Origin of the sequence: Pseudomonas sp. CFBP 8771, from assembly GCF_014841695.1 — a bacterium.
Classification (GTDB): Bacteria; Pseudomonadota; Gammaproteobacteria; order Pseudomonadales; family Pseudomonadaceae; genus Aquipseudomonas; species Aquipseudomonas baltica.
In genome coordinates, this window is sequence record NZ_JACYUJ010000004.1 from 375,671 (window position 1) to 402,535 (window position 26,865).

Below are 26,865 nucleotides of genomic sequence, written 5' to 3' on the forward strand. Positions count from 1 at the left end.
GTATGCGCATTCGCGCGCTGGTCGCGGTCGTTGGTCTGATGTTGACGGGTTTTGTCGTCAATGCCGTGGCCGCTACACAAGTCAAGAGCGTGCGCTTGTGGCGAGCGCCGGATAACACCCGGCTGGTCTTCGACCTGACAGGTCCCGTCCAGCACAGCGTGTTCACGCTGTCGTCGCCCGATCGACTGGTCATCGACATCAACGGCGCCACTGCGGCCGGTCCGTTGAGCGTGGCGCCTGGCGACTCGCCCGTCACCAGCGTGCGCTCGGCACAGCGTACCCCTACCGATCTGCGCGTGGTGGTGGACCTGAAAAAGGCCATCACCCCGAAAAGCTTCACGCTTGCGCCCAACCAGCAATATGGCAACCGCCTGGTGGTCGACCTGTTCGACTCCGCGGCCGATGCCGAGCCCACGCCACCCCAGCCGGCCGTGGCCATCACGCCGGCGGTGCCGGTGACGCCGACGCGTCCGGCCATCAAGCTGACCCCGGTGCCCAACGGCAAGCGCGATATCGTCATTGCCATCGATGCCGGCCACGGCGGCGAAGACCCAGGCGCCTCGGGGCCGCGCGGGCAGCACGAAAAAGACGTGGTGTTGCAGATCGCCAAGGAATTGCAACGCCAGATCAACGCCGAACAAGGTTTTCGCGCCGAGCTGACGCGCACCGGCGACTACTTCATTCCGCTGCGCGGGCGTACCGAAATCGCCCGCAAGAAGGGCGCTGACCTGTTCGTGTCCATTCACGCCGATGCCGCGCCCTCCTCGGCGGCTTTCGGCGCCTCGGTATTCGCCCTGTCCGAGCGCGGCGCCACGTCGGAAACCGCACGCTGGCTGGCCGATACCGAGAACCGTTCGGACTTGATCGGTGGCGCCGGCAACGTCAGCCTGGATGACAAGGACCGCATGCTCGCCGGCGTGTTGCTGGATCTGTCGATGACCGCTTCGCTGACTTCCAGCCTCAATGTGGGCCAGAAAGTGTTGAGCAACATTGGCCAGGTGACACCGCTGCACAAGCGTCGGGTCGAGCAGGCCGGGTTCATGGTGTTGAAATCGCCGGACATCCCTTCGATCCTCGTGGAGACCGGGTTCATCTCCAACTCCAACGAAGCCAACAAACTGCAAAGCTCGGGTCACCAGCAGGCGCTGGCGCGATCCATCCGTACCGGCGTGAAGCAGTTCTTCCAGCAGAACCCGCCGCCAGGTACCTACATGGCCTGGTTGCGCGACACCGGCAAGATTGCCCGCGGCCCCAGCACCCACGTGGTGCGTCCCGGCGAGACCCTGGCCATGCTCGCAGCGCGCTACGACTTGGGCATCGCCACCTTGCGCAGCGCCAATGACTTGAAAACCGATGAATTGAAGATTGGTCAGGAAGTCACCATTCCCAGCACTGCCCTGGCGTCCCAGTAATGGTTGAATCGGCGCGTATCGAGCTGCTCAGTCCGCGGCTCGCCAACCAGATTGCTGCTGGCGAGGTGGTCGAACGACCGGCTTCGGTGATCAAGGAGCTGCTGGAAAACAGCCTGGACTCCGGCGCCCGGCGCATCGACATCGAGGTCGAGCAGGGTGGCGTCAAGCTGCTGCGCGTGCGCGACGACGGCAGCGGCATCTCGGCCGACGACCTGCCGCTGGCCCTGGCGCGCCATGCCACCAGCAAGATCCGCGACCTGCAGGACCTCGAGCGCGTCATGAGCCTGGGTTTTCGCGGCGAAGCGCTGGCCTCGATCAGTTCGGTGGCGCGGCTCACCCTGACCTCGCGCACCGCGGCGGCCGATCAGGCCTGGCAGGTAGAAACCGAAGGCCGCGACATGGACGCCCGCGTGCAGCCTGCGGCGCACCCCGTCGGCACCTCGGTAGAGGTGCGCGACCTGTTCTTCAATACGCCGGCGCGGCGCAAGTTTCTCAAGACCGAAAAAACCGAGTTCGACCACCTGCAGGAAGTCATCAAGCGCCTGGCGCTGGCGCGCTTCGACGTAGGCTTCCACCTGCGGCACAACGGCAAGAGCATCCTCGGCTTGCATGAGGCCCATGATGAAACTGCTCGTGCACGGCGGGTCGCTGCGGTCTGCGGGCCGGCGTTCCTTGAACAGGCGATGCCTATAGAAGTCGAGCGCAACGGCCTGCGTCTGTGGGGCTGGGTTGGCTTGCCGACGTTCTCGCGCAGCCAGGCCGACCTTCAATACTTCTTCGTCAACGGCCGAGCGGTGCGCGACAAGCTGGTGGCCCACGCGGTACGCCAGGCTTATCGCGACGTGCTGTTCAACGGCCGTCATCCGACCTTCGTCCTGTTTCTGGAAGTGGACCCAGCGGTGGTCGACGTCAACGTGCACCCGACCAAGCATGAAGTGCGCTTTCGCGACGGGCGCATGGTGCACGACTTTCTCTACGGCACACTGCACCGGGCGCTGGCCGATGTTCGCCCGGAAGACCAGTTGGCGAGCGCGCCGGCGCAGGCCCAGCCGTTGCGGCCGAGCGGGGCCCAGGCAGGCGAGTTCGGCCCTCAGGGTGAAATGGGCCTGGCGGCCAACCTGCTGCACTCACCGATGGCCCAGCCGCAGTCAAGTGGGGGTTACAGCGGCGGTTATTCATACACGCCACGGCCGACCGCTGCCCTGCCGGTGGCCGAGGCGCAGAGCGCCTACCGGGAGTTCTTCGCACCGCTGCCTACCGCCGGCAGCAGCACCGCGCCGATTCCCAGTCTGCCACCAAGCCAGGGCGACATCCCCCCGCTGGGCTACGCGCTGGCACAGCTCAAGGGTATCTATATCCTGGCCGAAAACGCCCAGGGGCTGGTTCTGGTGGACATGCATGCGGCGCACGAGCGCATCATGTACGAGCGCCTGAAGATCGCCATGGCCAGCGAAGGTCTGAGCGGGCAGCCCTTGCTGGTGCCCGAATCGCTGGCCATGAGCCAACGCGAGGCCGACTGTGCCGAGGAGCACGCGGCGTGGTTCCAGCGGCTGGGCTTCGAGCTGCAGCGCCTGGGCCCGGAAACCCTGGCCATACGCCAGATTCCAGCCCTGCTCAAGCAGGCCGAGGCCAATCGCCTGGTCGGCGATGTCCTGGCCGACCTGATGGAGTACGGCACCAGCGACCGTATCCAGGCCCACTTGAACGAATTGCTGGGCACCATGGCCTGCCACGGTGCCATTCGTGCCAACCGGCGCCTGGCCATTCCGGAAATGAACGGCCTGCTGCGCGATATGGAAAACACCGAGCGCAGTGGCCAGTGCAACCATGGTCGACCGACCTGGACCCAGATGGGACTGGACGACCTGGACAAACTCTTCCTGCGCGGGCGTTGAACATGAGTGGCCTACCTCCGGCGATCTTCCTCATGGGGCCCACGGCCGCGGGCAAGACCGACCTGGCCATTGAGCTGAGCAAGGTGCTGCCGTGCGAGCTGATCAGCGTCGACTCGGCCCTGGTCTACCGCGGCATGGACATCGGCACCGCCAAGCCGTCGCGGGCGGTGCTCGACGCCCATCCGCACGCGCTGATCGACATCCTCGATCCGGCGCAAAGCTACAGCGCCGCCGACTTTCGCCGCGATGCCTTGCAGGCCATGGCGCAGATCACCGCGCGGGGCAACATCCCGCTGCTGGTTGGCGGCACCATGCTGTATTTCAAGGCTTTGCTCGAGGGGTTGGCGGACATGCCGGGCGCCGATGCCCAGGTGCGCGCCGATCTCGAGGCGCAGGCCGCGCTGCACGGCTGGCAGGCACTGCATGACCAGCTTGCGGCGGTCGATCCGGTTTCTGCCGCGCGCATTCATCCCAACGATCCGCAACGGCTGATCCGAGCGTTGGAGGTCTACCGCGTGAGTGGTTCGAGCATGACCGAGCTGCGCGCGCGACAATCTGCGCAAAGTACCGAGGCAGGCGCATTGGCAAGCGGGCAATTGCCCTATACTGTGGCCCACTTGGCAATCGCACCCGCCGATCGCTCGGTGCTGCATGAGCGAATTGCCTTGCGTTTCGGACAAATGCTGGAACAAGGCTTCGTCGACGAGGTCACTGCCTTGCGTGCTCGAAGTGACTTGCATGCTGGGCTTGCGTCTATACGAGCGGTGGGCTATCGGCAAGTCTGGGATCATCTGGATGGCCAGCTGACCGAGGTGCAGATGCGCGAACGCGGCATCATCGCCACGCGCCAATTGGCCAAGCGACAGTTTACCTGGTTGCGCAGTTGGGCCGATCTGCACTGGCTCGACAGCCTGGCCATCGACAATCTGCCTCGCACCTTGAAATACCTGGGTTCGGCCTCCATATTGAGCTGAGTCCCGCAATTGCCGTCTATCCTTGGGTCTGACGGTCAGAGCCTTCATCTTTTCAAAGCTTTTCCACTATTGATCCTTAAAGGAGTGCGGCACATGTCAAAAGGGCATTCGCTACAAGACCCTTACTTGAACACCTTGCGTAAAGAGAAGGTCGGCGTCTCGATCTATCTGGTGAACGGTATCAAGTTGCAGGGCCAGATCGAATCGTTCGACCAGTTCGTCATTTTGCTGAAGAACACGGTCAGCCAGATGGTCTACAAACACGCTATTTCCACGGTTGTACCGGTGCGTCCGATTCGTCTGCCAAGTGCGACCGAATCCGAGCAGGGCGACACCGACCCAGGTAACGCTTGATAGGAGTCTGCCTTGTTCTTTGAGCGCCACGGTGGTGGTGAGCGAGCGATCCTCGTTCATCTGGATGGTCAGGACCCTGAGGCGCGCGAAGACCCGCAGGAGTTTCAGGAGCTGGCCATCTCGGCCGGCGCCGAAACTGTCGCATTCGTCAATGTCGCCCGTCATCGGCCCAGTGCCAAATTTCTGATCGGCAGCGGCAAGGTCGAGGAGCTGCGTGACCAGGTCAAGGCCGAGCACGCAGATCTGGTGATCTTCAATCACACCCTCACACCCAGCCAGGAGCGCAACCTCGAGAAAGTCTTCGAGTGCCGCGTGCTGGACCGTACCGGTCTGATCCTGGATATCTTCGCGCAACGCGCCCGTACCCATGAAGGCAAGCTGCAGGTCGAACTGGCCCAGCTCGAGCACATGAGCACGCGGCTGGTTCGCGGCTGGACTCACCTCGAGCGCCAGGGCGGTGGTATCGGCCTGCGCGGCCCTGGTGAAACCCAGCTGGAAACCGACCGGCGTCTGCTGCGGGTACGCCTGCGGCAGATCAAGCAGCGCCTGGAAAAGGTTCGCAGCCAGCGCGAGCAGGCACGTCGCGGCCGCCGGCGAGCCGACATTCCGTCGGTGTCCCTGGTGGGCTACACCAACGCCGGCAAGTCGACCTTGTTCAACGCCGTCACGCAGTCCGAGGTGTACGCGGCCGACCAACTGTTCGCCACGCTCGATCCGACCCTGCGCCGACTCGAGTTGAACGACCTGGGACCGGTGATCCTGGCCGACACGGTGGGTTTCATTCGTCACCTGCCGCACAAGCTGGTCGAAGCGTTTCGCGCCACCCTCGAGGAATCGAGCAACTCCGACCTGCTGCTGCACGTGATCGATGCCCATGAGCCCGAGCGCATGGCGCAGATCGAACAGGTCATGGCCGTGCTCACCGAGATCGGCGCGCAAGGCTTGCCGATACTCGAGGTGTATAACAAACTCGACCTGCTCGAGAACGTCGAGCCGCAGATACAGCGCGATGCCGACGGCAAACCGGTCAGGGTATGGGTGTCGGCGCGCGACGGGCGCGGTCTCGAGCTGGTCAAGCAGGCGGTTGCCGAGCTGCTCGGCGAAGACCTGTTCGTCGGCACGCTGCAGCTGGGCCAGACACTGGGCCGCCTGCGCGCCCAGCTGTTTTCGCTGGGCGCGGTGCAAAGCGAAGCGCATGATGAGCAAGGTGGCAGTCTGCTGGCAATACGCCTGCCGCGTGCGGAGCTCAATCGCCTGGTCAGTCGCGAAGGCATGGAGCCCGCTGAATTCATCGAGCAACACACTTTGCAATAAAAGCCTCGTGTGGCAGCTGTGCTGTCATGTCGGGCATTCTGTAGCATTGGTCGGCGCGCCGTGGGTGCGTCTTTGCTTTATCAGATGGAGAGCGCTATGGCTTGGAATGAGCCGGGTGGCAACTCGAACAATCAAGATCCTTGGGGTGGTAAACGCCGTGGAGGCGACCGCAAGGGGCCACCGGATCTCGACGAGGCCTTCCGCAAGCTGCAGGACAGCCTGAACGGGTTGTTCGGCGGTGGAAAGAAACGCACAGGTGGCGGTGGCGACGGTGGAGGCACGTCCAAGGGCGGTGGTCTCGGCCTGTTGGGCATCGGCCTTGCCGTGCTTGGCGCGATCTGGCTGTACAGCGCGGTGTATGTGGTCGACGAGCAGGAGCAGGCCGTGGTGCTGCGCTTCGGCAAGTATTACGAAACGGTAGGTCCGGGCCTGAACATCTATTTCCCGCCGATCGACCGCAAGTACCTGGAAAACGTCACGCGCGAGCGTTCGTATACCAAGCAGGGGCAGATGCTCACCGAAGACGAGAACATCGTCGAAGTGCCGCTGACCGTGCAGTACAAGATCACCAACCTGCAGGACTTCGTCCTGCGCGTCGACCAGCCCGAAATCAGCCTGCAGCATGCTACCGACAGTGCGCTTCGCCACGTGGTGGGTTCCACCGCCATGGACCAGGTGCTGACCGAAGGTCGCGAGCAGATGGCCGGCGAGATCAAGGAGCGCCTGCAGCGTTTCCTCGACACCTACCAGACCGGTATCACCGTGACCCAGGTCAACGTGCAGAGCGCGGCAGCCCCGCGTGAAGTGCAGGAAGCCTTCGACGACGTGATCCGCGCCCGGGAAGACGAGCAGCGCTCGCGCAACCAGGCCGAAGGCTATGCCAACGGCGTGATTCCCGAGGCTCGCGGGCAGGCCCAGCGCATCATCGAAGATGCCAACGGCTACCGCGACGAAGTCGTATCGCGCGCCAAGGGTGAGGCCGACCGCTTCACCAAGCTGGTCACCGAGTACCGCAAGGCACCCGACGTGACCCGTCAGCGCCTGTACCTGGAAACCATGCAGGACGTGTACAGCAACACCAGCAAGGTGCTGGTGGCCAGCAAGGAAGGTCAGAACAACCTGATCTACCTGCCGCTGGACAAGATGGTCGGTGGCGACCGCAACAACGGCAGCACGCCTGCCGCCAGCACGCCGGCCTCGGCCAGCGACGCCGCCGGCGCACGCGCTGCGGCCGACCTGCAGCAGCAACAGCGTGAAATGCGTTCAAGGGAGAGTCGCTGATGGGCAATAAATCTGTGATCGCCCTTGTCGTCACCGTCGTTCTGGCGGTGGCAGCATGGAACTGCTTCTACATCGTTGCGCAAACCGAACGTGCGGTCCTCCTGCAATTCGGTCGCGTGGTCCAGGCCGATGTCCAGCCCGGCCTGCATGTGAAGCTGCCGTACGTCAACCAGGTGCGCAAGTTCGATGCGCGGCTGATGACCCTCGACGCCCCGACCCAGCGGTTCCTGACCCTGGAGAAGAAAGCGGTGATGGTCGATGCCTATGCCAAGTGGCGTGTGAAGGATGCCGAGCGCTACTACACCGCTACTTCCGGCATGAAGCAGATCGCCGACGAGCGTCTGTCGCGACGTCTCGAATCGGGTCTGCGTGACCAGTTCGGCAAGCGCACCCTGCATGAAGTGGTGTCGGGCGAGCGTGACGCGTTGATGTCCGACATCACCACGTCGCTCAACCGCATGGCAGACAAGGAGCTGGGTATCGAGGTCATCGACGTGCGCGTCAAGGCCATCGACCTGCCCAAGGAAGTCAACCGCAGCGTGTTCGAGCGCATGAGCACCGAGCGTGAGCGCGAGGCGCGCGAGCACCGTGCCAAGGGTAACGAGTTGGCGGAAGGCATTCGTGCGGACGCCGATCGCCAGCGTCGTGTGCTGTTGGCCGAAGCCTATCGCGAGTCCGAGGAAGCGCGTGGTGACGGCGATGCGCAGGCAGCGTCCATCTACGCCCAGGCCTATGGTCAGGATCAGGAATTCTATTCCTTCTTCCGCAGCCTGCAGGCATACCGCCAGAGCTTCGCCAACAAGAGCGACGTGATGGTGCTGGACTCCAAGAGCGATTTCTTCCGCTTCATGGAGAAGTACAAGCCCTGATCGGCTTTCCCCGTCGAGCGGTTTAACCGTTCGGCGGGGTGAACGATCGGCGAAACGTGTGTATGATGCGGCAGCCGGGAAATTCCCGGCTTTTTTGCGTCTGCAAGTTAGATTGGCCGATTCATAGGCCCGGTTCATGAGGACATTGCCCCGCGACCTGCTTGCGGTGGGCGATTTCTGCTTCACTCAAGGCTAGCCCGACGGCAGGCCGCCCGGATCATAGGGGAAAGGCGTAATGGCAACGGTAGACCGCTGGCTGCTGCCAGATGGCATCGAAGAAGTACTGCCGCCCGAGGCTGCGCGAATCGAAGTCGCGCGGCGTCAGGTGTTGGACCTGTTCCAGAGCTGGGGTTACGAGTTCGTCGTAACGCCGCACATCGAATACCTCGAGTCGCTGCTGACCGGTGCCGGGCAGGACCTGGACCTGCGCACCTTCAAGGTGATCGACCCGCAATCGGGTCGGCAAATGGGCTTTCGTGCCGACATCACGCCGCAGGTGGCGCGCATCGATGCGCACACCTTGCGCCGTGAAGGGCCGAACCGCCTGTGCTATGCCGGCAGTGTGCTGCATGCACAGCCGCGGGCACTGTCCAGTTCGCGCAGCCCGATCCAGCTGGGCGCCGAGCTGTATGGCGATGCCAGTCCGAGCAGCGACGTGGAAGTCATCAGCCTGATGCTGACCATGCTGGAAATGGCCGATGTGCCAGACGTGCACATGGATCTGGGGCATGTCGGTATCTACCGCGGCCTGGCCCGCGCGGCCGGGCTGTCGGGCGATGTCGAGCAGCAGTTGTTCGATGCCCTGCAGCGCAAGGCCATCGACGAAGTGATCGTCCTCACCGAAGGGCTGCAAGCGGACATCGCCGAGATGCTGCGTGCCCTGGTTGGCCTGTGTGGCGGTCGCGAAGTGCTGGCTCAGGCCAAGGTACGCCTGGCCAACGCACCGGCGCCGGTGATGACCGCACTGGACGACCTGCTGGCGATTGCCGAGCGGCTGTCGTTGCGTTTTCCACAATTGCCGCTGTACTTCGACTTGGGCGAGTTGCGCGGTTATCACTATCACACCGGCGTTGTGTTCGCCGTGTTCGTTCCAGGCATGGGCCAGTCCATCGCCCAGGGCGGCCGCTACGATGACATTGGTGCGGACTTCGGCCGTGCCCGCCCGGCAACCGGTTTCTCCACGGACCTCAAGTCCCTGGTGACGCTGGGTCGGGCCCGGATCGAACTGCCCGTCGGTGGCGTCTGGATGCCTGACAGCACCGATGCGGCCTTGTGGCAGGCAGTCTGCCAGCTGCGCCGCGAGGGTCGCCGCGTGGTCCAGGCATTGCCGGGACAGACGATCGAGGCTGCCGGCGAGGCAGATTGCGACTGTCAATTGATTCAGCAGAACGGGCAATGGCAAGTGCTGCCACTGGCCTCTTGAGTTTTCCTGCCGGCCGCTGCCGGCACCAAGTTTGCGCGAATGAGGACAAGTGTTATGGGTAAGAATGTCGTAGTCCTGGGCACCCAATGGGGTGATGAGGGCAAAGGCAAGATCGTTGATCTGCTGACCGAACATGCTGCTGCGGTGGTGCGCTATCAAGGCGGCCACAACGCCGGTCACACGCTGGTCATCGACGGCGAGAAAACCGTCCTGCACCTGATCCCTTCGGGCGTGCTGCGCGAGGGCGTCCAGTGCCTGATCGGCAACGGTGTGGTAGTTGCACCCGACGCTCTGATGCGCGAGATCACCAAGCTCGAGGACAAAGGCGTACCGGTGCGCGAGCGCCTGCGTATCAGCCCGTCCTGCCCGCTGATCCTGTCTTTCCACGTGGCGCTGGATCAAGCCCGTGAAAAGGCCCGTGGCGAGCTCAAGATCGGCACCACCGGTCGCGGCATCGGCCCGGCGTATGAAGACAAGGTTGCTCGTCGCGGCCTGCGTGTGGGCGACCTGCTCAACATGCCGCGCTTCGAAGACAAGCTGCGTGAACTGGTGGATTACCACAACTTCATGCTGGTGGGTTACTACAAAGAGCCTGCCATCGAGTTTGAAAAGACTCTGGCCGAGTGCAAGGAATACGCCGAGCTGCTCAAGCCGCTGATGCTCGACGTGACTGCCGAACTGCACGACCTGCGTCGTGCAGGCAAAGACATCATGTTCGAAGGTGCCCAAGGTTCGTTGCTCGACATCGACCACGGTACCTACCCGTACGTGACCAGTTCCAACACCACCGCGGGTGGCGTTGCGACCGGCTCCGGCGTTGGTCCCATGTTCCTGGACTACATCCTGGGCATCACCAAGGCGTACACCACCCGTGTAGGTTCGGGTCCGTTCCCGACCGAGCTGTTCGATGAAGTCGGTGCGCACCTGGCCAAGCAAGGCCACGAGTTTGGCGCGACCACCGGCCGTGCTCGTCGTTGTGGCTGGTTCGACGCCGTCATCCTGCGTCGCGCTATCGATGTGAACAGCATCTCGGGCATCTGCCTGACCAAGCTGGACGTACTCGATGGTCTGGAAACCATCAATATCTGCATCGGCTATAAAGATGCGGAGGGCAAAGACGTTGCCCCCACTGACGCTGACAGCTACGTGGGCCTGCAGCCCGTGTACGAAGAAGTACCGGGTTGGAGCGAGTCGACCGTGGGTGCGAAAACCCTGGAAGAGCTGCCCGCCAACGCTCGTGCCTATATCAAGCGAGTCGAGGAGCTGATCGGCGCACCGATCGACATCATCTCGACCGGCCCGGACCGCAACGAAACCATCGTGCTGCGTCACCCGTTCGGCTGACAGCGGTTCGCGCAATACAGCAAAGGGCCCTTCGGGGCCCTTTGTCGTTCGAGCAACAGGCAAACCTTCTCGGCACGGCCTTTGCTGTGTGAGTCCTCAATCAGGCGCCATCGTCAGAATGGCGTCAATAAAAAGGGGATTCACATGTCCGCTGTCCTTTCTCTTATGCGCAGCCGTTTGCTGCGTCCGGTCTTCATCGCCCTGGGCATCGCTCTTTTGGTGCAGGTGCTGGCCGCCATTGCGCTGACCCGAAGCACGGTCACCGCGCTGGAAGCGGACCTGGACCGTCGCATGGCTCAGGACAGCCAGCGGCTGACGGGCGAGCTGCAAAGCGCGAGCGCGGAAGTGTCTTCCGGCCTCGAGGGCCTTTCGGGCAATACTCGCCAGCGCCTGAGTGCCGGTTTGTCGGCGCGTTTGAGCGGCGAGCAGGCGCAGATCCGCGCCACGCTGGACAAGGACCTGCAGGAATCGGCCACCGACATGGCCGAATTGCTGGCCTCGGTCGCGCCGCGGGCAATGTGGGACAACGATGTACCGACGCTTTCCGAGTTCGCCCGCCGTGCCCAGCGCAATCCCAACGTACTGTTCGTGATCTACAACGACGCCCAGGGCGAGCACTTGACCCGTTACTTGAACCGCGACAACCCCATCAACCAGGCGCTGTTGGCCAAGGGCGCCGGTGAGCGAGCCTTGGACAAGGTGCTCGATGCGGCCAAGACAGACCCGGCGGTGATCTATGTCGAGGCCTCGATCAACCCCAATGGCGCAGAGATCGGCCGGGTACTGATGGCTGTCTCGCGCACTGGTGTAGAGGCCGAGGTGGCCGAACTGGACAAGCGCTTCGCGGCATTGATTGCCAGTGCGGGGCAGTTGGTGGGCGAGAGCCTGCAAGGCGCCTCGGCCGAAAGTGCCAAGGCGCTGCAGGCGCGTCTGCAGTCGGCGGAATCGGCGGCGGCGACCATGCAGGCCAATACCCACAACACGGTGCAGGCCGCTGCGGCGCAGTTGCGCTGGCGCATCGGGCTGTGTCTGGCCCTGGTCGGCATGGTCATGCTGGTGGTGCTGACCGCGGTACTGGGGCGGCGCGTGGTGCATCGTCTGCGTCTGCTGGTCGGTGCGCTGGATGATCTGGCCGCAGGCGAGGGTGATCTGACCAAACGCGTCGCTATCCACAGCCGTGACGAGATCGGCGACATGGCGGCGGCGGTCAATCGTTTCGTCGACAAGCTGCAGCCTATCGTTCGCGAGGCGGGTGAGGTGGCGCACAAGACCGGTATCGAGATCGGCAGCATGGCCCAACGCAACGCTGGTGCCGATGATGCCGCTCGACTGCAGCGCGATGAAGTGGCGCAGAGCCTGCACGACCTGTCGCAGATGGCCGATGAGGCTCAGGCCGAGAGCCAGGCGATGCAGTCGGCCTTGCAGCAGGTGGCGCAGATTCGCAAGGCCACCGACGACAATACCCGTGCCTCGCAACAGGTCGGAGGGTTGATCGAGGCGTTGGCCGGCCAGGTGCAGAGCGGCTCAAAGGTGATCGAGCGCCTGGCCGAGCAGAGCCAGCAGATCGAGGTGGTGTTGACGGTGATCCACGGGATCGCCGAGCAGACCAATCTGCTGGCGCTCAATGCCGCCATCGAGGCGGCGCGGGCCGGTGAGACCGGGCGCGGTTTCGCCGTGGTCGCCGACGAGGTGCGCGCGCTGGCAAGCAAGACGCAGAGTTCGACCGGCGATATCCAGGCCCACATCGGCGCTTTGCAGGCCGGTGCGCGGGAAGCGGTGGCGGCTATCGGTCAGGCCGGACGGCAGGCGGACGAAGGCCTGGCAGTGCTGCGCGACAGTGCGCGGCTGCAGCAGGCCGTTCAGGCTTCGGTGGAACAGGTGCACTCGGCGATCGGCCTGGCAACCCAGGCGGCCGAACAGCAGGCGCGAGGCGCGCAGGCGGTGAAGGGCAGGGTGCAGGTGATCCACGCCCAGGCAGAGAAAGCAGCGTTCGCGGTACAACAGACCACGGCCAGCAGCCGGGAACTGGACAAGCTCGCTGCCCAGCTCAAAGCCAGCCTGGGCCAATTCCGCGCCTGAAGCCGCGCTGCGGTCTGCCTGACGAACCGCGGTGCCTTTTCGCGGCCACGGACCGCTCCTACAGGATTGCGTGGCATCAGCGGTCATCGGCCGCGAAAGGCGCACCGCGGTCCTTGCTGACGAACCGCGGCGCCCGTTTCGCGTCCACGGACCGCTCCTACAGGATTGCGTGGCTTCATTGTAGGAGCGGTCATCGGCCGCGAAGGGCGCGCCGCGTTCTGTCTGACGAGCCTCGGGTCAGGAGGTGCGGTTCAGGTACATGCGGGTGGTGAGCAGGTACACCGGTACGCCGGAAATCAGGATCAGCAGTGCCGCGTAGGGCGCGGCGGCGGCGAATTCCATGTTCGAGGTGTGCGACCACACCTCGGTGGCCAGGGTTGTCATGCCGGTGGGGGCCAGCACCAGGGTAGCGGTCAGTTCCTTCATGCCATCGAGGAATACCAGCGCGAATGCCGCTGCCATCGCCGGGAAGATGATCGGCAGTGTCACCTGGCAGAACGCGGTGAACGGCGTGGCGCCCAGGGTCCGTGCCGCTTCTTCGAGCGCAGGCGCAGCCTTGTTCAGGGCAGTACGCACCGGCGCCTGCGCCAAGGGCAGAAACAGCAGCGCGTAAGCCAGCAACAGCAGCCCGGTGGTCTGGTACATCGCCGGAACGTAGTGCAGGGCGAAATACACCAGCGTCAAGGCGATCACCAGCCCCGGTAGCGCATGCAGCAGATAGGGCAGGCGTTCTGCCCAGATGGCCAGGCGGCCCCGGTGGCGCACCACCAACAGCCCCACGGGCAATGCCAGCGCCAGGCACAGCGCGGCGCCGCCCAGGGCCAATGCCAACGAGGTCAACAGTGCCTCGCCGATGGCCGCTGCGGGAAAAGCCGCCGACGAGCCTTTCAGCAGCCAGTAGCCGAGCATGGCCAGTGGCACCCCACTGCCAACGACCACCAGCAGCAGGCAATACAACTGCGCCAACACCCGCCAGGCGCCGAGCCGCAAAGGGGTTGCACGCCGGGCAGCGCCCTGGCCGGTGCGAATGTGACGCGCGTTGCCACGCACCTTCAGCTCCAGCCACAGCAGCAATAGGCACAGAACCAGCAGCAGTGCCGACAGCATCGCCGCATTGGTGTTGCTGAATTCCAGTTCGAACTGTTGATAGATCGCTGTGGTGAAGGTCTGCAGCCCCAGGATCGACAGGGCGCCGAACTCCACCAGCATATGCAGCGCGATCAGCAGCGCCCCACCCAGTACCGCCGGCCACAGCAGCGGCAGGGTGACCTTGAAGAACACTCCCGTGCGGTTCTGCCCCAGCGTGCGCGCCGATTCCTCCAGAGAGGTGTCCAGATTGCGCAGCGTCGCGGCGACCGGCAGAAACACCAGCGGGTATTTCGACAGGGTCATCACCAGAATCGCGCCGCCCAATCCTTCGAATCGCGAGCTGAGCGAAACCCAGGTGAAGCCGCTGACGAAAGCCGGTACCGCGAATGGCAGGCAGAGTATTACGCCCCAGAGACGTCGGCCGGCCAGGTCGCTGCGCTCCAGCAGCCAGGCCAGGCTCACACCGATGATCACGCAGGCTGCCGTCACCCCGGCCATCAACATCAGGGTGTTGCCCAGCAAGCGCAGCACGTAGGGACGCCACAACAGCCTGATGGCTTCGTGGAGGCCCGCTTGCCACGCCTTCAGGCCAACATAGAGCAGGGGCAGCAGGCTCAGCCCGACCAGCAGCAGGACGGGTACGAGCACCCAGACCGAGGGGCGCTTGCGCCGCCCCGCAGGCATGACGAGAGAGGTGGTCAATTCAGGCCGACGTCCCGTTCCAGGTCCAGTGCGTCCTCGGCATTGCCGATGTCTGCCGGAGTGATGGCCGGTGCCTGCAGCTCGTCGAACGGCTTCAGGCCGCGGTCCGAGACCATGCCTTTGTGCAGTGGGTACTCGGCAGTGGTCTGGGTGATGACGCGCTGGCCTTCCTCGCTGGCCATGTAGGCGAGAAGCGCCTGGGCTTCACGCGGGTGCTTGCTGGACTTGAGAACGGCAGCGGAAGAAATGGTGATCAGGCCGCCGGCGTCGCCGTTGCTGAAGTAATGCAGTTTGGAGTCGAGTTGGCCTTTCTCGCGCTGGAGTGCGAACCAGTAGTAGTTGTTTACCAGAACAGTGGCGACTTCACCGTTTTCCACCGCCTTGAGGGCGACCATGTTGTTGGTGTAGGTCTTGCCGAAGGCGCGCAGACCGGTCAGCCATTCCTCGGCGGCCTCGCGACCGTGCAGCTTGATGATGGCCACGGCCTGCTCCTGGAAGGCTCCGCTGGTGGGCACGAAGCCGACCTTGCCCTGCCACTCCGGCTCGGCGAACTCCAGCACCGTTTCAGGCAGGTCTTTTTCGTCGATCAGCTTCGGGTTGTAGGCCACCACCCGTACGCGAGCGGTCACGCCCATCCACGAACCGTCCTTGGCGACGTATTCGGGCGGCAGCATGCTCAGGGTGCTGTCGTCGATTTTGGCCAGAAAGCCTTTCTCGCCCAGATTGTTCAGAGGAGGTGATTCTTCGGTGTAGATGAGATCCGCCGGAGAGCGCTGGCCTTCTTCCATTACCTGGCTGGCCAATTGATTGCTGCTGCCCTTGCGGACATTGACATGAATCCCGGTCTTGGCCTCGTAGGCCTGCGCGATGGCCTCGCCTATTTCCTTGTGCTGGCCATTGTAGAGGGTCAGTTCGACCTTGTCGGCGGCCAGGGCCAGCGGGGCGGCCAGTGCCGTGCCCAGCAGGCAGGCGGCCAGGGTGCGAAAAAGGGACCGGAGGGTTGGTGTGGGCATGGGGCAACTTCCTTACGGCAGGGCAGCGGAATCTTGAAACAATTGTAAACGATATAGGTTCTCAGGTGGCCTTTCGGATCCACGCAAGGCTTATCCCTGGGAGCGGTCATCGGCCGGGAAGGGCGCCCTGGGGTGTGTCAGGAAGACCGCGTCGCCTGTTTCGCGGCCACGGACCGCTCCTACGGGAGCGCGCGTATGCAGGCCTACCGTAGGAGCGGTCATCGGTCGCGAAAGGCGCCCTGGGGTGTGTCAGGAAGACCGCGTCGCCTGTTTCGCGGCCACGGACCGCTCCTACGGGAGCGCGCGTATGCAGACCTACCGTAGGAGCGGTCATCGGCCGCGAAAGGCGCGGCGGGGTGTGTCTGATATACCGATGCGCTCTTTCGCGGCCACGGACCGCTCCTACGGGAGAAAGGTGGGGAGATTTTTGGGGTGCCGGAAACGCAAAAACCCGCTTTCGCGGGTTCTTGTGAAGAATTGGTGCCCAGAAGAAGACTCGAACTTCCACGACCGTAAGGTCACCAGCACCTGAAGCTGGCGTGTCTACCAATTTCACCATCTGGGCAGCATCAGCAGCGTTGCACGCCGTTGATGGGGCGCACTATACGACCGCCCTTTTGATCTGTAAACCCCTGTTTTGATTTTGTTAATTCAAAACATCCAACTGCCTGAAAAAGCCCTGAAACGCAAAAACCCGCTTTCGCGGGCTTTTGTGAGTGGCACAAGATTGATGTAATCTCGTGTCCTGAATTGGTGCCCAGAAGAAGACTCGAACTTCCACGACCGTAAGGTCACCAGCACCTGAAGCTGGCGTGTCTACCAATTTCACCATCTGGGCAGCATCTGCAACGCTGTGCGTTGTCGATGGCGCGCACTATACGGAGCGCTCTTTACGCTGTAAACCCCTGTGGCGAGAAAAATCGACTAAAATTCCCCAGTGGCGTCCCGGACACTGTTTTCGACCTCGGGGCAGGGCTTTTAACTGGCAGGCAGCGCCTGAAATTTCCCGTTTCAATACGCGTATGCCAAACTAACGCCTATATAGACAAGGTGAATTCTCTCTAATGGCCGATTGGCAGACCCTCGATCCCGAGGCCGCTCGTGAAGCGGAAAAATACGAAAACCCCATTCCCAGCCGTGAGCTGATCCTCAAGCACCTCGACGAGCGCGGCTCTCCCGCCAGCCGCGAGCAGCTGGTGGACGAGTTCGGCCTCACCACCGAGGACCAGCTGGAAGCCCTGCGCCGCCGCTTGCGTGCCATGGAGCGCGATGCGCAACTGATCTACACCCGTCGCGGCACCTATGCCCCGGTCGACAAGCTCGACCTGATCGCCGGCCGCATCAGCGGTCACCGCGATGGCTTCGGCTTCCTGATCCCCGACGACGGCAGCGACGACCTGTTCATGAGCCCGGCGCAGATGCGTCTGGTGTTCGATGGCGACCGTGCCCTGGCACGGGTTTCCGGCCTCGACCGTCGCGGTCGTCGTGAAGGCGTGATCGTCGAAGTGGTGTCGCGTGCCCATGAAACCATCGTTGGCCGCTACTTCGAAGAAGGCGGCATTGGTTTCGTGACACCGGACAACCCCAAAGTGCAGCAGGAAGTGCTGATCACCCCCGGTCGCCATGGCGCCGCGAAGATCGGCCAGTTCGTCGGGGTGAAGATCACCCACTGGCCAACCGCGCGCTTCCAGCCTCAGGGTGACATCGTCGAGGTGCTGGGCAACTACATGGCGCCCGGCATGGAAATCGATGTCGCCCTGCGCACCTACGACATTCCTCATGTATGGCCCGAAGCCGTGCTCAAGGAGGCCGCCAAGCTCAAGCCGCAGGTGGAAGACAAGGACAAGGAGAAGCGCATCGACCTGCGCCATCTGCCGTTCGTGACCATCGACGGCGAAGACGCGCGCGACTTCGACGATGCCGTCTATTGCGAAGCCAAGAGCAAGCTGCGCCTGTTCAACGGCGGCTGGACCTTGTACGTCGCCATTGCCGACGTGTCCAGCTACGTGAAGCTTGGCTCGGCGCTCGATACCGAAGCTCAGGTACGTGGCAACTCGGTGTACTTCCCCGAGCGCGTGATTCCGATGCTGCCCGAGCAGCTGTCCAACGGCCTGTGTTCGCTGAACCCCCATGTCGACCGCTTGGCCATGGTCTGCGAGATGACCATCTCCAAGACCGGCGAGATGACCGACTACAGCTTCTACGAAGCCGTGATCCACTCCCATGCGCGCCTGACCTACAACAAGGTCAGTACCCTGCTCGAGCATTCGCGCAGCAGCGAAGCCAAGGCCCTGCGTGGCGAGTTCGGCGATGTGCTGCCGCATCTCAAGCAGCTGTATGCCCTGTACAAGGTGCTGCTGTCGGCGCGTCACGTGCGTGGTGCCATCGACTTCGAAACCCAGGAGACGCGCATCGTCTTCGGTTCCGAGCGCAAGATCGCCGAGATCAAGCCGACCATCCGCAACGATGCCCACAAGCTGATCGAGGAATGCATGCTGGCGGCCAACGTGGCCACTGCCGAATTCCTCAAGAAACACGAAATCCCGGCTCTGTATCGCGTCCACGACGGTCCGCCGCCGGAGCGTCTGGAAAAGCTGCGTGCCTTCCTCGGCGAGCTAGGCCTGTCGCTGAACAAGGGCAAGGACGGTCCGTCGCCCAAGGATTACCGTGCACTGCTGGAAACCATCCAGGGTCGCCCGGATTTCCACGTGATCCAGACCGTCATGCTGCGTTCGTTGAGCCAGGCGGTGTACAGCGCCGACAACCATGGTCACTTCGGCCTGAACTACGAGGCGTACACCCACTTCACCTCGCCGATCCGCCGCTACCCCGACCTGCTCACGCACCGGGCGATCCGCAGCGTGATCCACTCCAAGCAGGACACCCCGCACGTCAAGCGCGCCGGTGCCCCGACCATTCCCAAGGCGCGCATCTATCCGTACGACGAAGCGGCGCTGGAACAGTTGGGCGAAGAGTGTTCGATGAGCGAGCGCCGTGCCGACGAAGCCACCCGTGACGTGGTCAATTGGCTCAAGTGCGAGTTCATGAAGGACCGCGTGGGCGAAACCTTCCCTGGCGTGATCACCGCCGTGACCGGTTTCGGCCTGTTCGTCGAGCTGACCGATATCTTCGTCGAAGGCCTGGTGCACGTCACCGCGCTGCCGGGCGACTACTACCATTTCGACCCGATACACCATCGCCTGGCCGGCGAGCGCACCGGGCGCAATTTCCGCCTTGGCGACACGGTCGAGGTGCAGGTCATGCGGGTCGACCTGGACGAGCGCAAGATCGATTTCGGTATCGGCGAAGCAACGCTGAACCAGCCGATCGGGCGCAAGAACCGCAAGGCCGACGCGCCGGCCGGCAAGCCCAAGAGCTACCCGACCACGCCGGCGGTCGAAAAGACCGCCGCCGAGAAGCCGGCCGCCGCTGCCGCCAAGCGCAGCGCTGCCCCGAGCAAGGCGCGCAAGGCCGACAGCGACGAGGTCTATCGGGCATCCGATGCCGCCGCGCAGAACGCCGAGGTGCGCAGGAGCCGTGAAATGAAGAAGGCCCTGCTTGCCGATGCAGCCAAGGGCGGCTCGGCCAAGGCTTCCGGCAGCCGCAACGGCGGTACTGGCAGCACGGGCGCCGGAGGCGATGCCAAGGCGACCAAGCACCGCAAGGGTCCATCGAAATCGGGCAGCCGCAAATCCAAGGCCAAGTCATGAGTCAGCTGGAAAAAATCTACGGCGTGCACGCGGTGGAGGCGCTGTTGCGCCATCATCCCAAGCGGGTCAAGCAGATCTGGCTGTCCGAGGGGCGCAGTGAGCCTCGGGTACAGACCCTGGTCGAGCTCGCCACGCAGAATCGTGTGGCGGTTGGCCAGGCCGAGCGGCGTGAGCTGGATGCCTGGGTCGAAGGCGTGCACCAAGGGGTAGTGGCGGAGGTCAGCCCGAGCCAGGTGTGGGGCGAGGCGATGCTCGACGAGCTGCTGGATCGCACCGAGGGCCCGCCGTTGCTGCTGGTCCTGGATGGCGTGACCGATCCGCACAATCTGGGTGCCTGTCTGCGTACCGCCGATGCGGCCGGTGCGCTGGCGGTGATCGTGCCCAAGGACAAATCGGCTACCCTCACTCCTGCCGTGCGCAAGGTGGCGTGTGGCGCAGCGGAAGTGATTCCGCTGGTGGCCGTGACCAACCTGGCCCGTACCCTGGAAAAACTCCAGCAGCGTGGCCTGTGGGTCGTGGGTACCGCCGGCGAGGCGGACAACGAGATCTACCAGCAGGACATGACCGGGCCCACCATCCTGATCATGGGCGCCGAAGGCAAGGGCATGCGTCGCCTGACCCGCGAGCACTGCGACTACCTGGTCAAGCTGCCGATGGCGGGCAGCGTGAGCAGCCTGAACGTGTCGGTGGCGACCGGGATCTGTCTGTTCGAAGCGGTTCGTCAGCGTAACGCCAAGAAGAAATGATCCACCCGGGCCAACCCCTCCGCGAGCCCTCTGCCCGCGAAGGGGTTGGCCGCGACACCGCCATCGCTGTACAAATATTCACCAATCCCCTTGCTTCCCCCCAACCCCTTCTCTACAATTGCGCCCCTTGCCGTGATGGCTGGTGCACTCGTGCGCCTCTATCCAAAAGCCACAAGGCAAGACACACAGTGTCATTCACTCCTTGTCTGACCGCTCTGGCGGCAGGCTACAACCCGTAAGGAGCATTCATGCGTCATTACGAAATCATCTTTCTGGTCCACCCGGATCAGAGCGAGCAAGTCGGCGGCATGGTTGAGCGTTACACCAAGCTGATCGAAGAAGACGGCGGCAAGATCCACCGTCTGGAAGATTGGGGCCGTCGTCAGCTGGCCTACGCCATCAACAACGTTCACAAGGCTCACTACGTGATGCTGAACGTTGAGTGCACCGGCAAGGCCCTGGCCGAGCTGGAAGACAACTTCCGCTACAACGATGCCGTGATCCGTAACCTTGTCATCCGTCGCGACGAAGCCGTCACCGACCAGTCCGAGATGCTCAAGGCAGAAGAAAACCGCAGCGAGCGCCGTGAGCGTCGTGACCGTCCTGAGCACTCTGACAGCGCCGATGGCGATGACAGCGACAACAGCGACGCCAGCGATAACGCTGACGAGTAATCCACGGACCTTTTGAGGAGCCCATTACATGGCACGTTTCTTCCGTCGTCGTAAATTTTGCCGCTTCACCGCTGAAGATGTGAAGGAGATCGATTACAAGGATCTCAACACTCTGAAAGCCTACGTATCCGAAACCGGCAAGATCGTTCCAAGCCGTATCACCGGTACCAAGGCTCGTTATCAGCGTCAGCTGGCCGTCGCTATCAAGCGCGCCCGCTTCCTGGCCCTGCTGGCCTACACCGACAGCCACGGCCGCTGAGACCGGGTTGTCGATACGCAGTAAAAGGATAGATACGCATGCGTGCCCTGGCTGATTTCATCATGCGCGGTCGCATGCAGGCCACTCTGGTAGTGGTCGGATGCGCGGCATTGCCGCTGTTGTTCTGGTTGAGTGCTGCCGCAGCGTGCCTGGTGTACCTGCGGCGCGGCATGAGTGACGCCATTGGCGTCCTCATCTGGGCTCTGCTGCCGGCTTTGGCCTGGTGGTACTTCGGTGAACCGCGCACCTTGATGGTGTTGCTGGGCGCACTGGGGCTCGCGGCGCTGTTGCGCGCGGGGTGGGCCTGGAATCGCGTGCTGCTGGCCAGCATAGCGCTGGGGCTGGTGTACGGAGTGTTGTTGGGCGTGGTGTTTCGCGAACCCATCGAAGCGTTGGCGCAGGCGTTGAACGAACGCCTGCCGCAGATGCTCGGTGGTCTCTACCAGCAGATGTCGGTAGAGGAGCGGGCCAGCCTTGGCAGCCTCATTGCGCCGGTACTCAATGGCCTGATAGCGGCCTTGTTGCAAGTCGTCAGCGTGGCAGCCCTGATGCTGGGGCGTTACTGGCAGGCGGCGTTGTACAACCCGGGTGGTTTTGGCAGCGAGTTTCGCGCCATTCGCATTCCACTCTGGCCGGCGGTATTGCTGCTGGCGTGCATGCTCATCGGTCCGAACTTCGGACCTCAGATGGCCATGTTGACGCCGCTGTGCAGCGTACCGCTGGTGTTCGCCGGGCTGGCCCTGATGCATGGGCTGGTCAAGGCGGGCAAGCTGGGCAGGTTCTGGCTCGTGGGGATGTACGTCACGCTCGTGCTGTTCATGCAGCTGATCTATCCGTTGCTCGTGGTCCTGGCCATTGTCGACAGCCTGATTGATTTTCGCGGTCGAATCGGGCCGAAAGGCACCGATAGCGATTCCGCGAACGGTGAAGGTTAAAAGTTAAGAGGTTTATACCAAATGGAACTGATCCTGCTGGAAAAAGTCGCCAACCTGGGCAACCTGGGCGATAAGGTAAATGTTAAGGCCGGCTACGGTCGTAACTTCCTGCTGCCATTCGGCAAGGCTACCGCTGCGACCGCTGCCAACCTGGCTGCGTTCGAAGAGCGTCGCGCCGAGCTGGAAAAAGCAGCTGCCGACAAGAAGGCTTCGGCCGAAACGCGTGCTGCCCAACTGGCCGAGCTGGAAGTGACCATCACTGCCACCGCTGGCGACGAAGGCAAGCTGTTCGGTTCGATCGGCACTCACGACATCGCTGACGCCCTGACCGCCTCCGGCGTCGAAGTGGCCAAGTCTGAAGTGCGTCTGCCGAACGGCACCATCCGTAACGTTGGCGAATACGACGTAGCCGTGCACCTGCACAGCGACGTTGAAGCTACCGTACGCGTTGTCGTAGTAGCTGCATAAGTCGGCTGGCACCTCTGGTGCCAGGCGGTTTAACATCGGGCACGACCTGTTCACAGGTCGTGCCTTTTGTTTTTGTGAAGAAGCTGTTTTCTGCAACCCGAATTTCAAGTGGCCATGAACGAGATATCCGCTCCCGAGCAATACGATCTGCAAACCGCTGCCCTCAAGGTGCCGCCGCATTCCGTCGAGGCCGAACAGGCCGTGCTCGGTGGGTTGATGCTGGACAACAACGCCTGGGAACGTGTGCTCGATCAGGTTTCGGACGGCGATTTCTATCGTCATGACCACCGGCTGATCTTCCGCGCCATCGCCAAGCTGGCCGATCAGAACACGCCTTTCGACGTGGTCACCCTGCACGAACAGCTCGACAAGGAAGGCCAGGGCACTCAGGTCGGTGGCCTGGGTTACCTGGGCGAGCTGGCGAAGAACACCCCGTCGGTGGCCAACATCAAGGCCTACGCGCAGATAGTCCGCGAGCGTGCCACCCTGCGCCAGTTGATCAGCATCAGCAGCGAGATCGCCGACAGTGCGTTCAATCCGCAGGGGCGCAATGCTGCCGAGATTCTCGACGAGGCCGAACGGCAGATTTTCCAGATCGCCGAGGCGCGGCCCAAGACCGGTGGCCCGGTCAGTGTCAACGACCTGCTGACCAAGGCCATCGATCGCATCGACACCCTGTTCAATACCGATGCGGCCATCACCGGCCTGTCCACCGGCTACACCGATCTGGACGAGAAGACCAGCGGCCTGCAGCCGGCCGACCTGATCATCGTCGCCGGCCGTCCGTCCATGGGCAAGACCACCTTTGCCATGAACCTGGTGGAAAACGCCGTGCTGCGCAGCGAGAAAGCCGTGCTGGTGTACTCGCTGGAGATGCCAGGCGATTCGCTGATCATGCGTATGCTTTCCTCGCTGGGACGTATCGATCAGACCAAGGTGCGCTCGGGCCGGCTGGATGACGACGATTGGCCGCGCCTGACCTCGGCGGTCAACCTGCTCAACGATCGCAAGCTGTTCATCGACGATACGGCCGGTATCAGTCCGTCGGAGATGCGCGCGCGTACGCGTCGCCTGGTGCGCGAGCACGGCGAGATCGGCCTGATCATGATCGACTACCTGCAGTTGATGCAGATCCCCGGTTCCAGCGGCGACAACCGTACCAACGAGATCTCCGAGATCTCTCGCTCGCTGAAGGCGCTGGCCAAGGAGTTCAATTGCCCGGTGGTGGCGCTGTCGCAGCTCAACCGCTCGCTCGAGCAACGCCCGAACAAGCGCCCGGTGAACTCCGATCTGCGAGAATCCGGCGCCATCGAGCAGGATGCCGACGTGATCATGTTCGTCTATCGCGACGAGGTGTATCACCCGGACACCGAGCACAAGGGCATTGCCGAGATCATCATCGGCAAGCAGCGTAACGGTCCGATCGGTTTCATCCGCCTGGCCTTCATCGGCAAGTACACCCGCTTCGAGAACCTCGCTCCGGGCAGCTACAACTTCGACGACGACGAGTAAACGCGCTGTTCGGATTTCCCGTAGGAGCGGTCCATGGCCGCGAATGAGCGGTGCGGTTGGGTCAGGTACACCGCGTTGGGGCTTTCGCGGCCGCTGACCGCTCCTACAGCAGGGATCCAGGTTCAATGAGCTCTGCCGGCGGAAAATTCACCAGCCATTTCCGACTAAAGCCATCGGAATTGGTTATTTTTTGTGCTATATTCCGCGCCCGCGATTTTTCATACGGTCATCGACATGCAAGCAGCCAAGCCGCTTTTTGACTATCCCAAATACTGGGCCGAATGCTTCGGCCCAGCGCCTTTCCTGCCTATGAGCAGGGAGGAGATGGATCAGCTTGGCTGGGATTCCTGCGACATCATCATCGTCACCGGTGATGCCTATGTCGACCATCCGTCGTTCGGCATGGCCATCATCGGCCGGCTGTTGGAAGCCCAGGGGTTTCGCGTGGGCATCATTGCCCAGCCGAACTGGCAGTCCAAGGACGACTTCATGAAGCTGGGCGAGCCTAACCTGTTCTTCGGTGTCGCGGCCGGCAACATGGATTCGATGATCAACCGCTACACCGCCGACAAGAAGGTGCGTTCCGACGATGCCTACACGCCCGGCGGCCAGGCCGGCTCGCGGCCAGACCGCGCCAGCCTGGTGTACAGCCAGCGATGCAAGGAAGCCTACAAGCATGTGCCGATCGTGCTGGGCGGCATCGAAGCATCGCTGCGCCGCATCGCGCACTACGACTACTGGCAGGACAAGGTTCGTCATTCGATCTTGATCGACGCCTGCGCCGACATCCTGCTGTACGGCAACGCCGAGCGCGCCATCGTCGAAGTGGCCCAGCGCCTGTCGTACGGTCAGAAGGTCGAAGAGATCACCGACATTCGCGGCACCGCGTTCATTCGCCGCGATACGCCCAAGGACTGGTACGAGGTCGACTCGACCCGTATCGACCGGCCGGGCAAGGTCGACAAGATCATCAACCCGTACGTGAACACTCAGGACACCCAGGCCTGTGCCATCGAGCAGGAGAAGGGCAACGTCGAAGACCCGAACGAAGCCAAGGTCGTGCAGATCCTGGCCAGCCCGCGTATGACGCGGGACAAGACGGTGATTCGCCTGCCTTCCTTCGAGAAGGTGCGTGGCGATGCCGTGCTGTACGCCCACGCCAACCGTGTGCTGCACCTGGAAACCAACCCAGGCAATGCCCGTGCCTTGGTGCAGCGGCATGGCGAAGTGGACGTGTGGTTCAACCCGCCGCCCATTCCCATGACCACCGAGGAAATGGACTACGTGTTCGGCATGCCCTATGCCCGGGTTCCGCACCCGGCGTACGGCAACCAGAAAATCCCGGCCTACGACATGATTCGCTTCTCGGTGAACATCATGCGCGGCTGTTTCGGTGGCTGCACCTTCTGCTCGATCACCGAGCACGAGGGGCGGATCATCCAGAACCGTTCCGAAGAGTCGATCATTCGCGAGATCGAAGAGATCCGCGACAAGGTGCCGGGTTTTACCGGAGTGATTTCCGACCTTGGCGGGCCGACCGCCAACATGTACCGCATCGCCTGCAAGAGCCCGGAAATCGAATCCGCGTGCCGCAAGCCGTCGTGCGTGTTCCCGGGGATCTGCCCGAACCTCAACACCGACCACTCTTCGCTGATCCAGCTGTACCGCAGCGCGCGGGCACTGCCGGGCGTGAAGAAGATCCTCATTGCCTCGGGCCTGCGCTACGACCTGGCGGTGGAGTCCCCCGAGTACGTCAAGGAGCTGGTGACGCACCACGTCGGCGGCTACCTCAAGATCGCCCCGGAGCATACCGAGGAAGGTCCGCTGAATCAGATGATGAAGCCGGGTATCGGCTCGTACGACAAATTCAAGCGCATGTTCGAGAAATTCTCAAAAGAAGCGGGCAAGGAGCAGTACCTGATCCCGTACTTCATCGCCGCCCACCCCGGCACCACCGATGAAGACATGATGAACCTGGCGCTTTGGCTCAAGGGCAACGGTTTCCGTGCCGACCAGGTGCAGGCGTTCTACCCCTCGCCGATGGCTTCGGCCACCGCGATGTACCACTCGGGCAAGAACCCGCTGCGCAAGGTCACCTACAAGAGCGACAACCTGACCATCGTCAAGAGCGAGGAACAGCGTCGCCTGCACAAGGCATTCCTGCGCTATCACGACCCCAAGGGCTGGCCGATGCTGCGCGAGGCACTGGAACGCATGGGCCGTGCCGACCTGATCGGTCCGGGGAAAAACCAGCTGATTCCGTTGCATCAGCCGGCTACCGACACCTATCAGAGTGCTCGACGCAAGAATTCCACCCCGGCCGGCAGCCACAAGGTAGCCAAGGAAACCCGCATCCTGACCCAGCATACCGGCTTGCCGCCGCGTGCCAGCGATGGTTCCAAGCCGTGGGACAAGCGCGAGCAGGCCAAGGCTGCCGCCGAGGCGCGCAGCAAGCAGGCTGCCAAGGATCGCCAGCAGGCTGCCAAGCCCGGCAAGGGCAAGGGCAAGCCGACCCGCCAGCCGGTCCTGCCGCGCTGATGCACGTTGCGCTGCCGTGAGCGCGATAGCTTACGACTCGGTGTGACCGTCAGGCTCGGTGTCGTTCGACTTCGACTTCGGCTGCGCTCGTCGCGGTGGGCGGGCGGCGATGGCCTCGTGGGCTGGGTTGTCGGTCGTGTCCAGCACTCCGTCTCTGGTCGCACTGCGGATGGCGTCGATCAATGCCTGGGTGGGGCGCAACGACGTCTTGCGCTGTCTTGAAGGCTGCGCGGTGAGCAGGGCTTGCGCAGCGGTGTCTTGGTCGGTTGGCATG

General features: G+C 63.0%; 21 protein-coding genes and 2 tRNA genes. 18 read left to right on the top strand and 5 right to left on the bottom strand.

Features of this window, described 5'->3' with window-relative positions; translation table 11 throughout:
• Positions 1-2: 2 nt before the first annotated feature.
• The 10 genes from IFT80_RS11575 to IFT80_RS11620 all read left to right on the top strand — a co-directional run bounded on the left by IFT80_RS11575 (position 3) and on the right by IFT80_RS11620 (position 12,945).
• Positions 3-1,412 (top strand): N-acetylmuramoyl-L-alanine amidase, encoded by a 1,410-nt coding sequence (locus IFT80_RS11575; RefSeq protein ID WP_192048115.1) that lies wholly within the window; start codon positions 3-5, stop codon positions 1,410-1,412.
• Entirely contained in the window at positions 1,412-3,307 is a 1,896-nt protein-coding gene (gene mutL, locus IFT80_RS11580; RefSeq protein WP_192059066.1) for a DNA mismatch repair endonuclease MutL, read from the top strand. Before IFT80_RS11575 ends, mutL begins: the two co-directional genes overlap by 1 nt.
• A 2-nt stretch (positions 3,308-3,309) precedes the next feature.
• A complete protein-coding gene (miaA, locus tag IFT80_RS11585) occupies positions 3,310-4,281 on the top strand; it encodes a tRNA (adenosine(37)-N6)-dimethylallyltransferase MiaA (RefSeq protein WP_122480373.1) in 972 nt (323 codons plus the stop codon).
• A gap of 93 nt (positions 4,282-4,374) precedes the next feature.
• Complete coding sequence (hfq, locus tag IFT80_RS11590; RefSeq protein WP_043191144.1) at positions 4,375-4,635, top strand: RNA chaperone Hfq; 261 nt, start codon at positions 4,375-4,377, stop codon at positions 4,633-4,635.
• Between the two features lie 12 nt (positions 4,636-4,647).
• The gene (hflX, locus tag IFT80_RS11595; protein WP_122480372.1) at positions 4,648-5,949 is read left to right on the top strand and encodes a ribosome rescue GTPase HflX; all 1,302 of its coding nucleotides are present in this window, start codon (positions 4,648-4,650) and stop codon (positions 5,947-5,949) included.
• A 96-nt stretch (positions 5,950-6,045) separates the two neighbouring features.
• Entirely contained in the window at positions 6,046-7,230 is a 1,185-nt protein-coding gene (hflK, locus tag IFT80_RS11600) for an FtsH protease activity modulator HflK (protein WP_122480371.1), read from the top strand.
• Positions 7,230-8,099 (top strand): protease modulator HflC, encoded by an 870-nt coding sequence (hflC, locus tag IFT80_RS11605; RefSeq protein WP_122480370.1) that lies wholly within the window; start codon positions 7,230-7,232, stop codon positions 8,097-8,099. Before hflK ends, hflC begins: the two co-directional genes overlap by 1 nt.
• A 235-nt stretch (positions 8,100-8,334) precedes the next feature.
• Complete coding sequence (locus IFT80_RS11610) at positions 8,335-9,522, top strand: ATP phosphoribosyltransferase regulatory subunit (protein WP_122480369.1); 1,188 nt, start codon at positions 8,335-8,337, stop codon at positions 9,520-9,522.
• A 54-nt stretch (positions 9,523-9,576) separates the two neighbouring features.
• Positions 9,577-10,866: an adenylosuccinate synthase gene (locus IFT80_RS11615; RefSeq protein ID WP_192055760.1), complete on the top strand. Its 1,290-nt coding sequence runs from the start codon at positions 9,577-9,579 to the stop codon at positions 10,864-10,866.
• Positions 10,867-11,010: 144 nt separating this feature from the next.
• Positions 11,011-12,945, top strand: coding sequence for a methyl-accepting chemotaxis protein (locus IFT80_RS11620; RefSeq protein ID WP_192137593.1), 1,935 nt, complete (start codon positions 11,011-11,013; stop codon positions 12,943-12,945).
• Between the two features lie 237 nt (positions 12,946-13,182).
• Here IFT80_RS11620 and IFT80_RS11625 read toward each other — a convergent pair whose 3' ends face one another.
• From IFT80_RS11625 to IFT80_RS11640, 4 genes are all read right to left on the bottom strand, one after another.
• On the bottom strand, positions 13,183-14,718 hold the full coding sequence (locus IFT80_RS11625) for an ABC transporter permease (RefSeq protein ID WP_192137640.1): 1,536 nt from the start codon (positions 14,716-14,718) through the stop codon (positions 13,183-13,185).
• 14 nt (positions 14,719-14,732) lie between these two features.
• Positions 14,733-15,749 carry an iron ABC transporter substrate-binding protein gene (locus IFT80_RS11630; RefSeq protein ID WP_192137594.1) on the bottom strand — a complete coding sequence of 339 codons (1,017 nt, stop codon included), beginning with the start codon at positions 15,747-15,749 and terminating at the stop codon, positions 14,733-14,735.
• 478 nt (positions 15,750-16,227) lie between these two features.
• Positions 16,228-16,314: transfer RNA gene (locus IFT80_RS11635), tRNA-Leu, on the bottom strand.
• 186 nt (positions 16,315-16,500) lie between these two features.
• A tRNA-Leu gene (locus IFT80_RS11640) sits at positions 16,501-16,587 on the bottom strand.
• A 226-nt stretch (positions 16,588-16,813) separates the two neighbouring features.
• On the opposite strand from IFT80_RS11640, the gene rnr reads away from it, so the two are divergent.
• The 8 genes from rnr to IFT80_RS11680 all read left to right on the top strand — a co-directional run bounded on the left by rnr (position 16,814) and on the right by IFT80_RS11680 (position 26,591).
• Complete coding sequence (gene rnr / locus IFT80_RS11645) at positions 16,814-19,459, top strand: ribonuclease R (protein WP_192137595.1); 2,646 nt, start codon at positions 16,814-16,816, stop codon at positions 19,457-19,459.
• The gene (gene rlmB / locus IFT80_RS11650; RefSeq protein ID WP_192137596.1) at positions 19,456-20,205 is read left to right on the top strand and encodes a 23S rRNA (guanosine(2251)-2'-O)-methyltransferase RlmB; all 750 of its coding nucleotides are present in this window, start codon (positions 19,456-19,458) and stop codon (positions 20,203-20,205) included. The genes rnr and rlmB overlap by 4 nt, the downstream gene beginning before the upstream one ends.
• A gap of 248 nt (positions 20,206-20,453) precedes the next feature.
• Positions 20,454-20,879: a 30S ribosomal protein S6 gene (gene rpsF / locus IFT80_RS11655; RefSeq protein ID WP_122480362.1), complete on the top strand. Its 426-nt coding sequence runs from the start codon at positions 20,454-20,456 to the stop codon at positions 20,877-20,879.
• 28 nt (positions 20,880-20,907) lie between these two features.
• Entirely contained in the window at positions 20,908-21,138 is a 231-nt protein-coding gene (rpsR, locus tag IFT80_RS11660; protein ID WP_008368574.1) for a 30S ribosomal protein S18, read from the top strand.
• 38 nt (positions 21,139-21,176) lie between these two features.
• Entirely contained in the window at positions 21,177-22,073 is an 897-nt protein-coding gene (locus tag IFT80_RS11665) for a hypothetical protein (RefSeq protein WP_122480361.1), read from the top strand.
• Positions 22,074-22,094: 21 nt separating this feature from the next.
• On the top strand, positions 22,095-22,541 hold the full coding sequence (gene rplI, locus IFT80_RS11670; RefSeq protein ID WP_122480360.1) for a 50S ribosomal protein L9: 447 nt from the start codon (positions 22,095-22,097) through the stop codon (positions 22,539-22,541).
• Between the two features lie 114 nt (positions 22,542-22,655).
• Positions 22,656-24,053, top strand: a complete 1,398-nt coding sequence (dnaB, locus tag IFT80_RS11675) for a replicative DNA helicase (protein WP_122480359.1) — start codon at positions 22,656-22,658, stop codon at positions 24,051-24,053.
• Between the two features lie 234 nt (positions 24,054-24,287).
• Entirely contained in the window at positions 24,288-26,591 is a 2,304-nt protein-coding gene (locus tag IFT80_RS11680; protein WP_122480358.1) for a YgiQ family radical SAM protein, read from the top strand.
• Positions 26,592-26,621: 30 nt separating this feature from the next.
• Here the strand turns inward: IFT80_RS11680 and IFT80_RS11685 are convergent, their stop codons facing one another.
• Positions 26,622-26,864, bottom strand: coding sequence for a hypothetical protein (locus IFT80_RS11685; RefSeq protein WP_192137597.1), 243 nt, complete (start codon positions 26,862-26,864; stop codon positions 26,622-26,624).
• Between the last annotated feature and the right edge of the window lies 1 nt (position 26,865).

Coding starts and splice junctions, on each gene's coding strand:
- IFT80_RS11575 (WP_192048115.1), top strand. CDS start 3: ATGCGCATTCGCGCGCTGGTCGCGGTCGTTGGTCTGATGTTGACGGGT.
- mutL (WP_192059066.1), top strand. CDS start 1,412: ATGGTTGAATCGGCGCGTATCGAGCTGCTCAGTCCGCGGCTCGCCAAC.
- miaA (WP_122480373.1), top strand. CDS start 3,310: ATGAGTGGCCTACCTCCGGCGATCTTCCTCATGGGGCCCACGGCCGCG.
- hfq (WP_043191144.1), top strand. CDS start 4,375: ATGTCAAAAGGGCATTCGCTACAAGACCCTTACTTGAACACCTTGCGT.
- hflK (WP_122480371.1), top strand. CDS start 6,046: ATGGCTTGGAATGAGCCGGGTGGCAACTCGAACAATCAAGATCCTTGG.
- hflC (WP_122480370.1), top strand. CDS start 7,230: ATGGGCAATAAATCTGTGATCGCCCTTGTCGTCACCGTCGTTCTGGCG.
- IFT80_RS11610 (WP_122480369.1), top strand. CDS start 8,335: ATGGCAACGGTAGACCGCTGGCTGCTGCCAGATGGCATCGAAGAAGTA.
- IFT80_RS11615 (WP_192055760.1), top strand. CDS start 9,577: ATGGGTAAGAATGTCGTAGTCCTGGGCACCCAATGGGGTGATGAGGGC.
- IFT80_RS11620 (WP_192137593.1), top strand. CDS start 11,011: ATGTCCGCTGTCCTTTCTCTTATGCGCAGCCGTTTGCTGCGTCCGGTC.
- IFT80_RS11625 (WP_192137640.1), bottom strand. CDS start 14,718: ATGCCTGCGGGGCGGCGCAAGCGCCCCTCGGTCTGGGTGCTCGTACCC.
- IFT80_RS11630 (WP_192137594.1), bottom strand. CDS start 15,749: ATGCCCACACCAACCCTCCGGTCCCTTTTTCGCACCCTGGCCGCCTGC.
- rnr (WP_192137595.1), top strand. CDS start 16,814: ATGGCCGATTGGCAGACCCTCGATCCCGAGGCCGCTCGTGAAGCGGAA.
- rlmB (WP_192137596.1), top strand. CDS start 19,456: ATGAGTCAGCTGGAAAAAATCTACGGCGTGCACGCGGTGGAGGCGCTG.
- rpsF (WP_122480362.1), top strand. CDS start 20,454: ATGCGTCATTACGAAATCATCTTTCTGGTCCACCCGGATCAGAGCGAG.
- rpsR (WP_008368574.1), top strand. CDS start 20,908: ATGGCACGTTTCTTCCGTCGTCGTAAATTTTGCCGCTTCACCGCTGAA.
- IFT80_RS11665 (WP_122480361.1), top strand. CDS start 21,177: ATGCGTGCCCTGGCTGATTTCATCATGCGCGGTCGCATGCAGGCCACT.
- rplI (WP_122480360.1), top strand. CDS start 22,095: ATGGAACTGATCCTGCTGGAAAAAGTCGCCAACCTGGGCAACCTGGGC.
- dnaB (WP_122480359.1), top strand. CDS start 22,656: ATGAACGAGATATCCGCTCCCGAGCAATACGATCTGCAAACCGCTGCC.
- IFT80_RS11680 (WP_122480358.1), top strand. CDS start 24,288: ATGCAAGCAGCCAAGCCGCTTTTTGACTATCCCAAATACTGGGCCGAA.
- IFT80_RS11685 (WP_192137597.1), bottom strand. CDS start 26,864: ATGCCAACCGACCAAGACACCGCTGCGCAAGCCCTGCTCACCGCGCAG.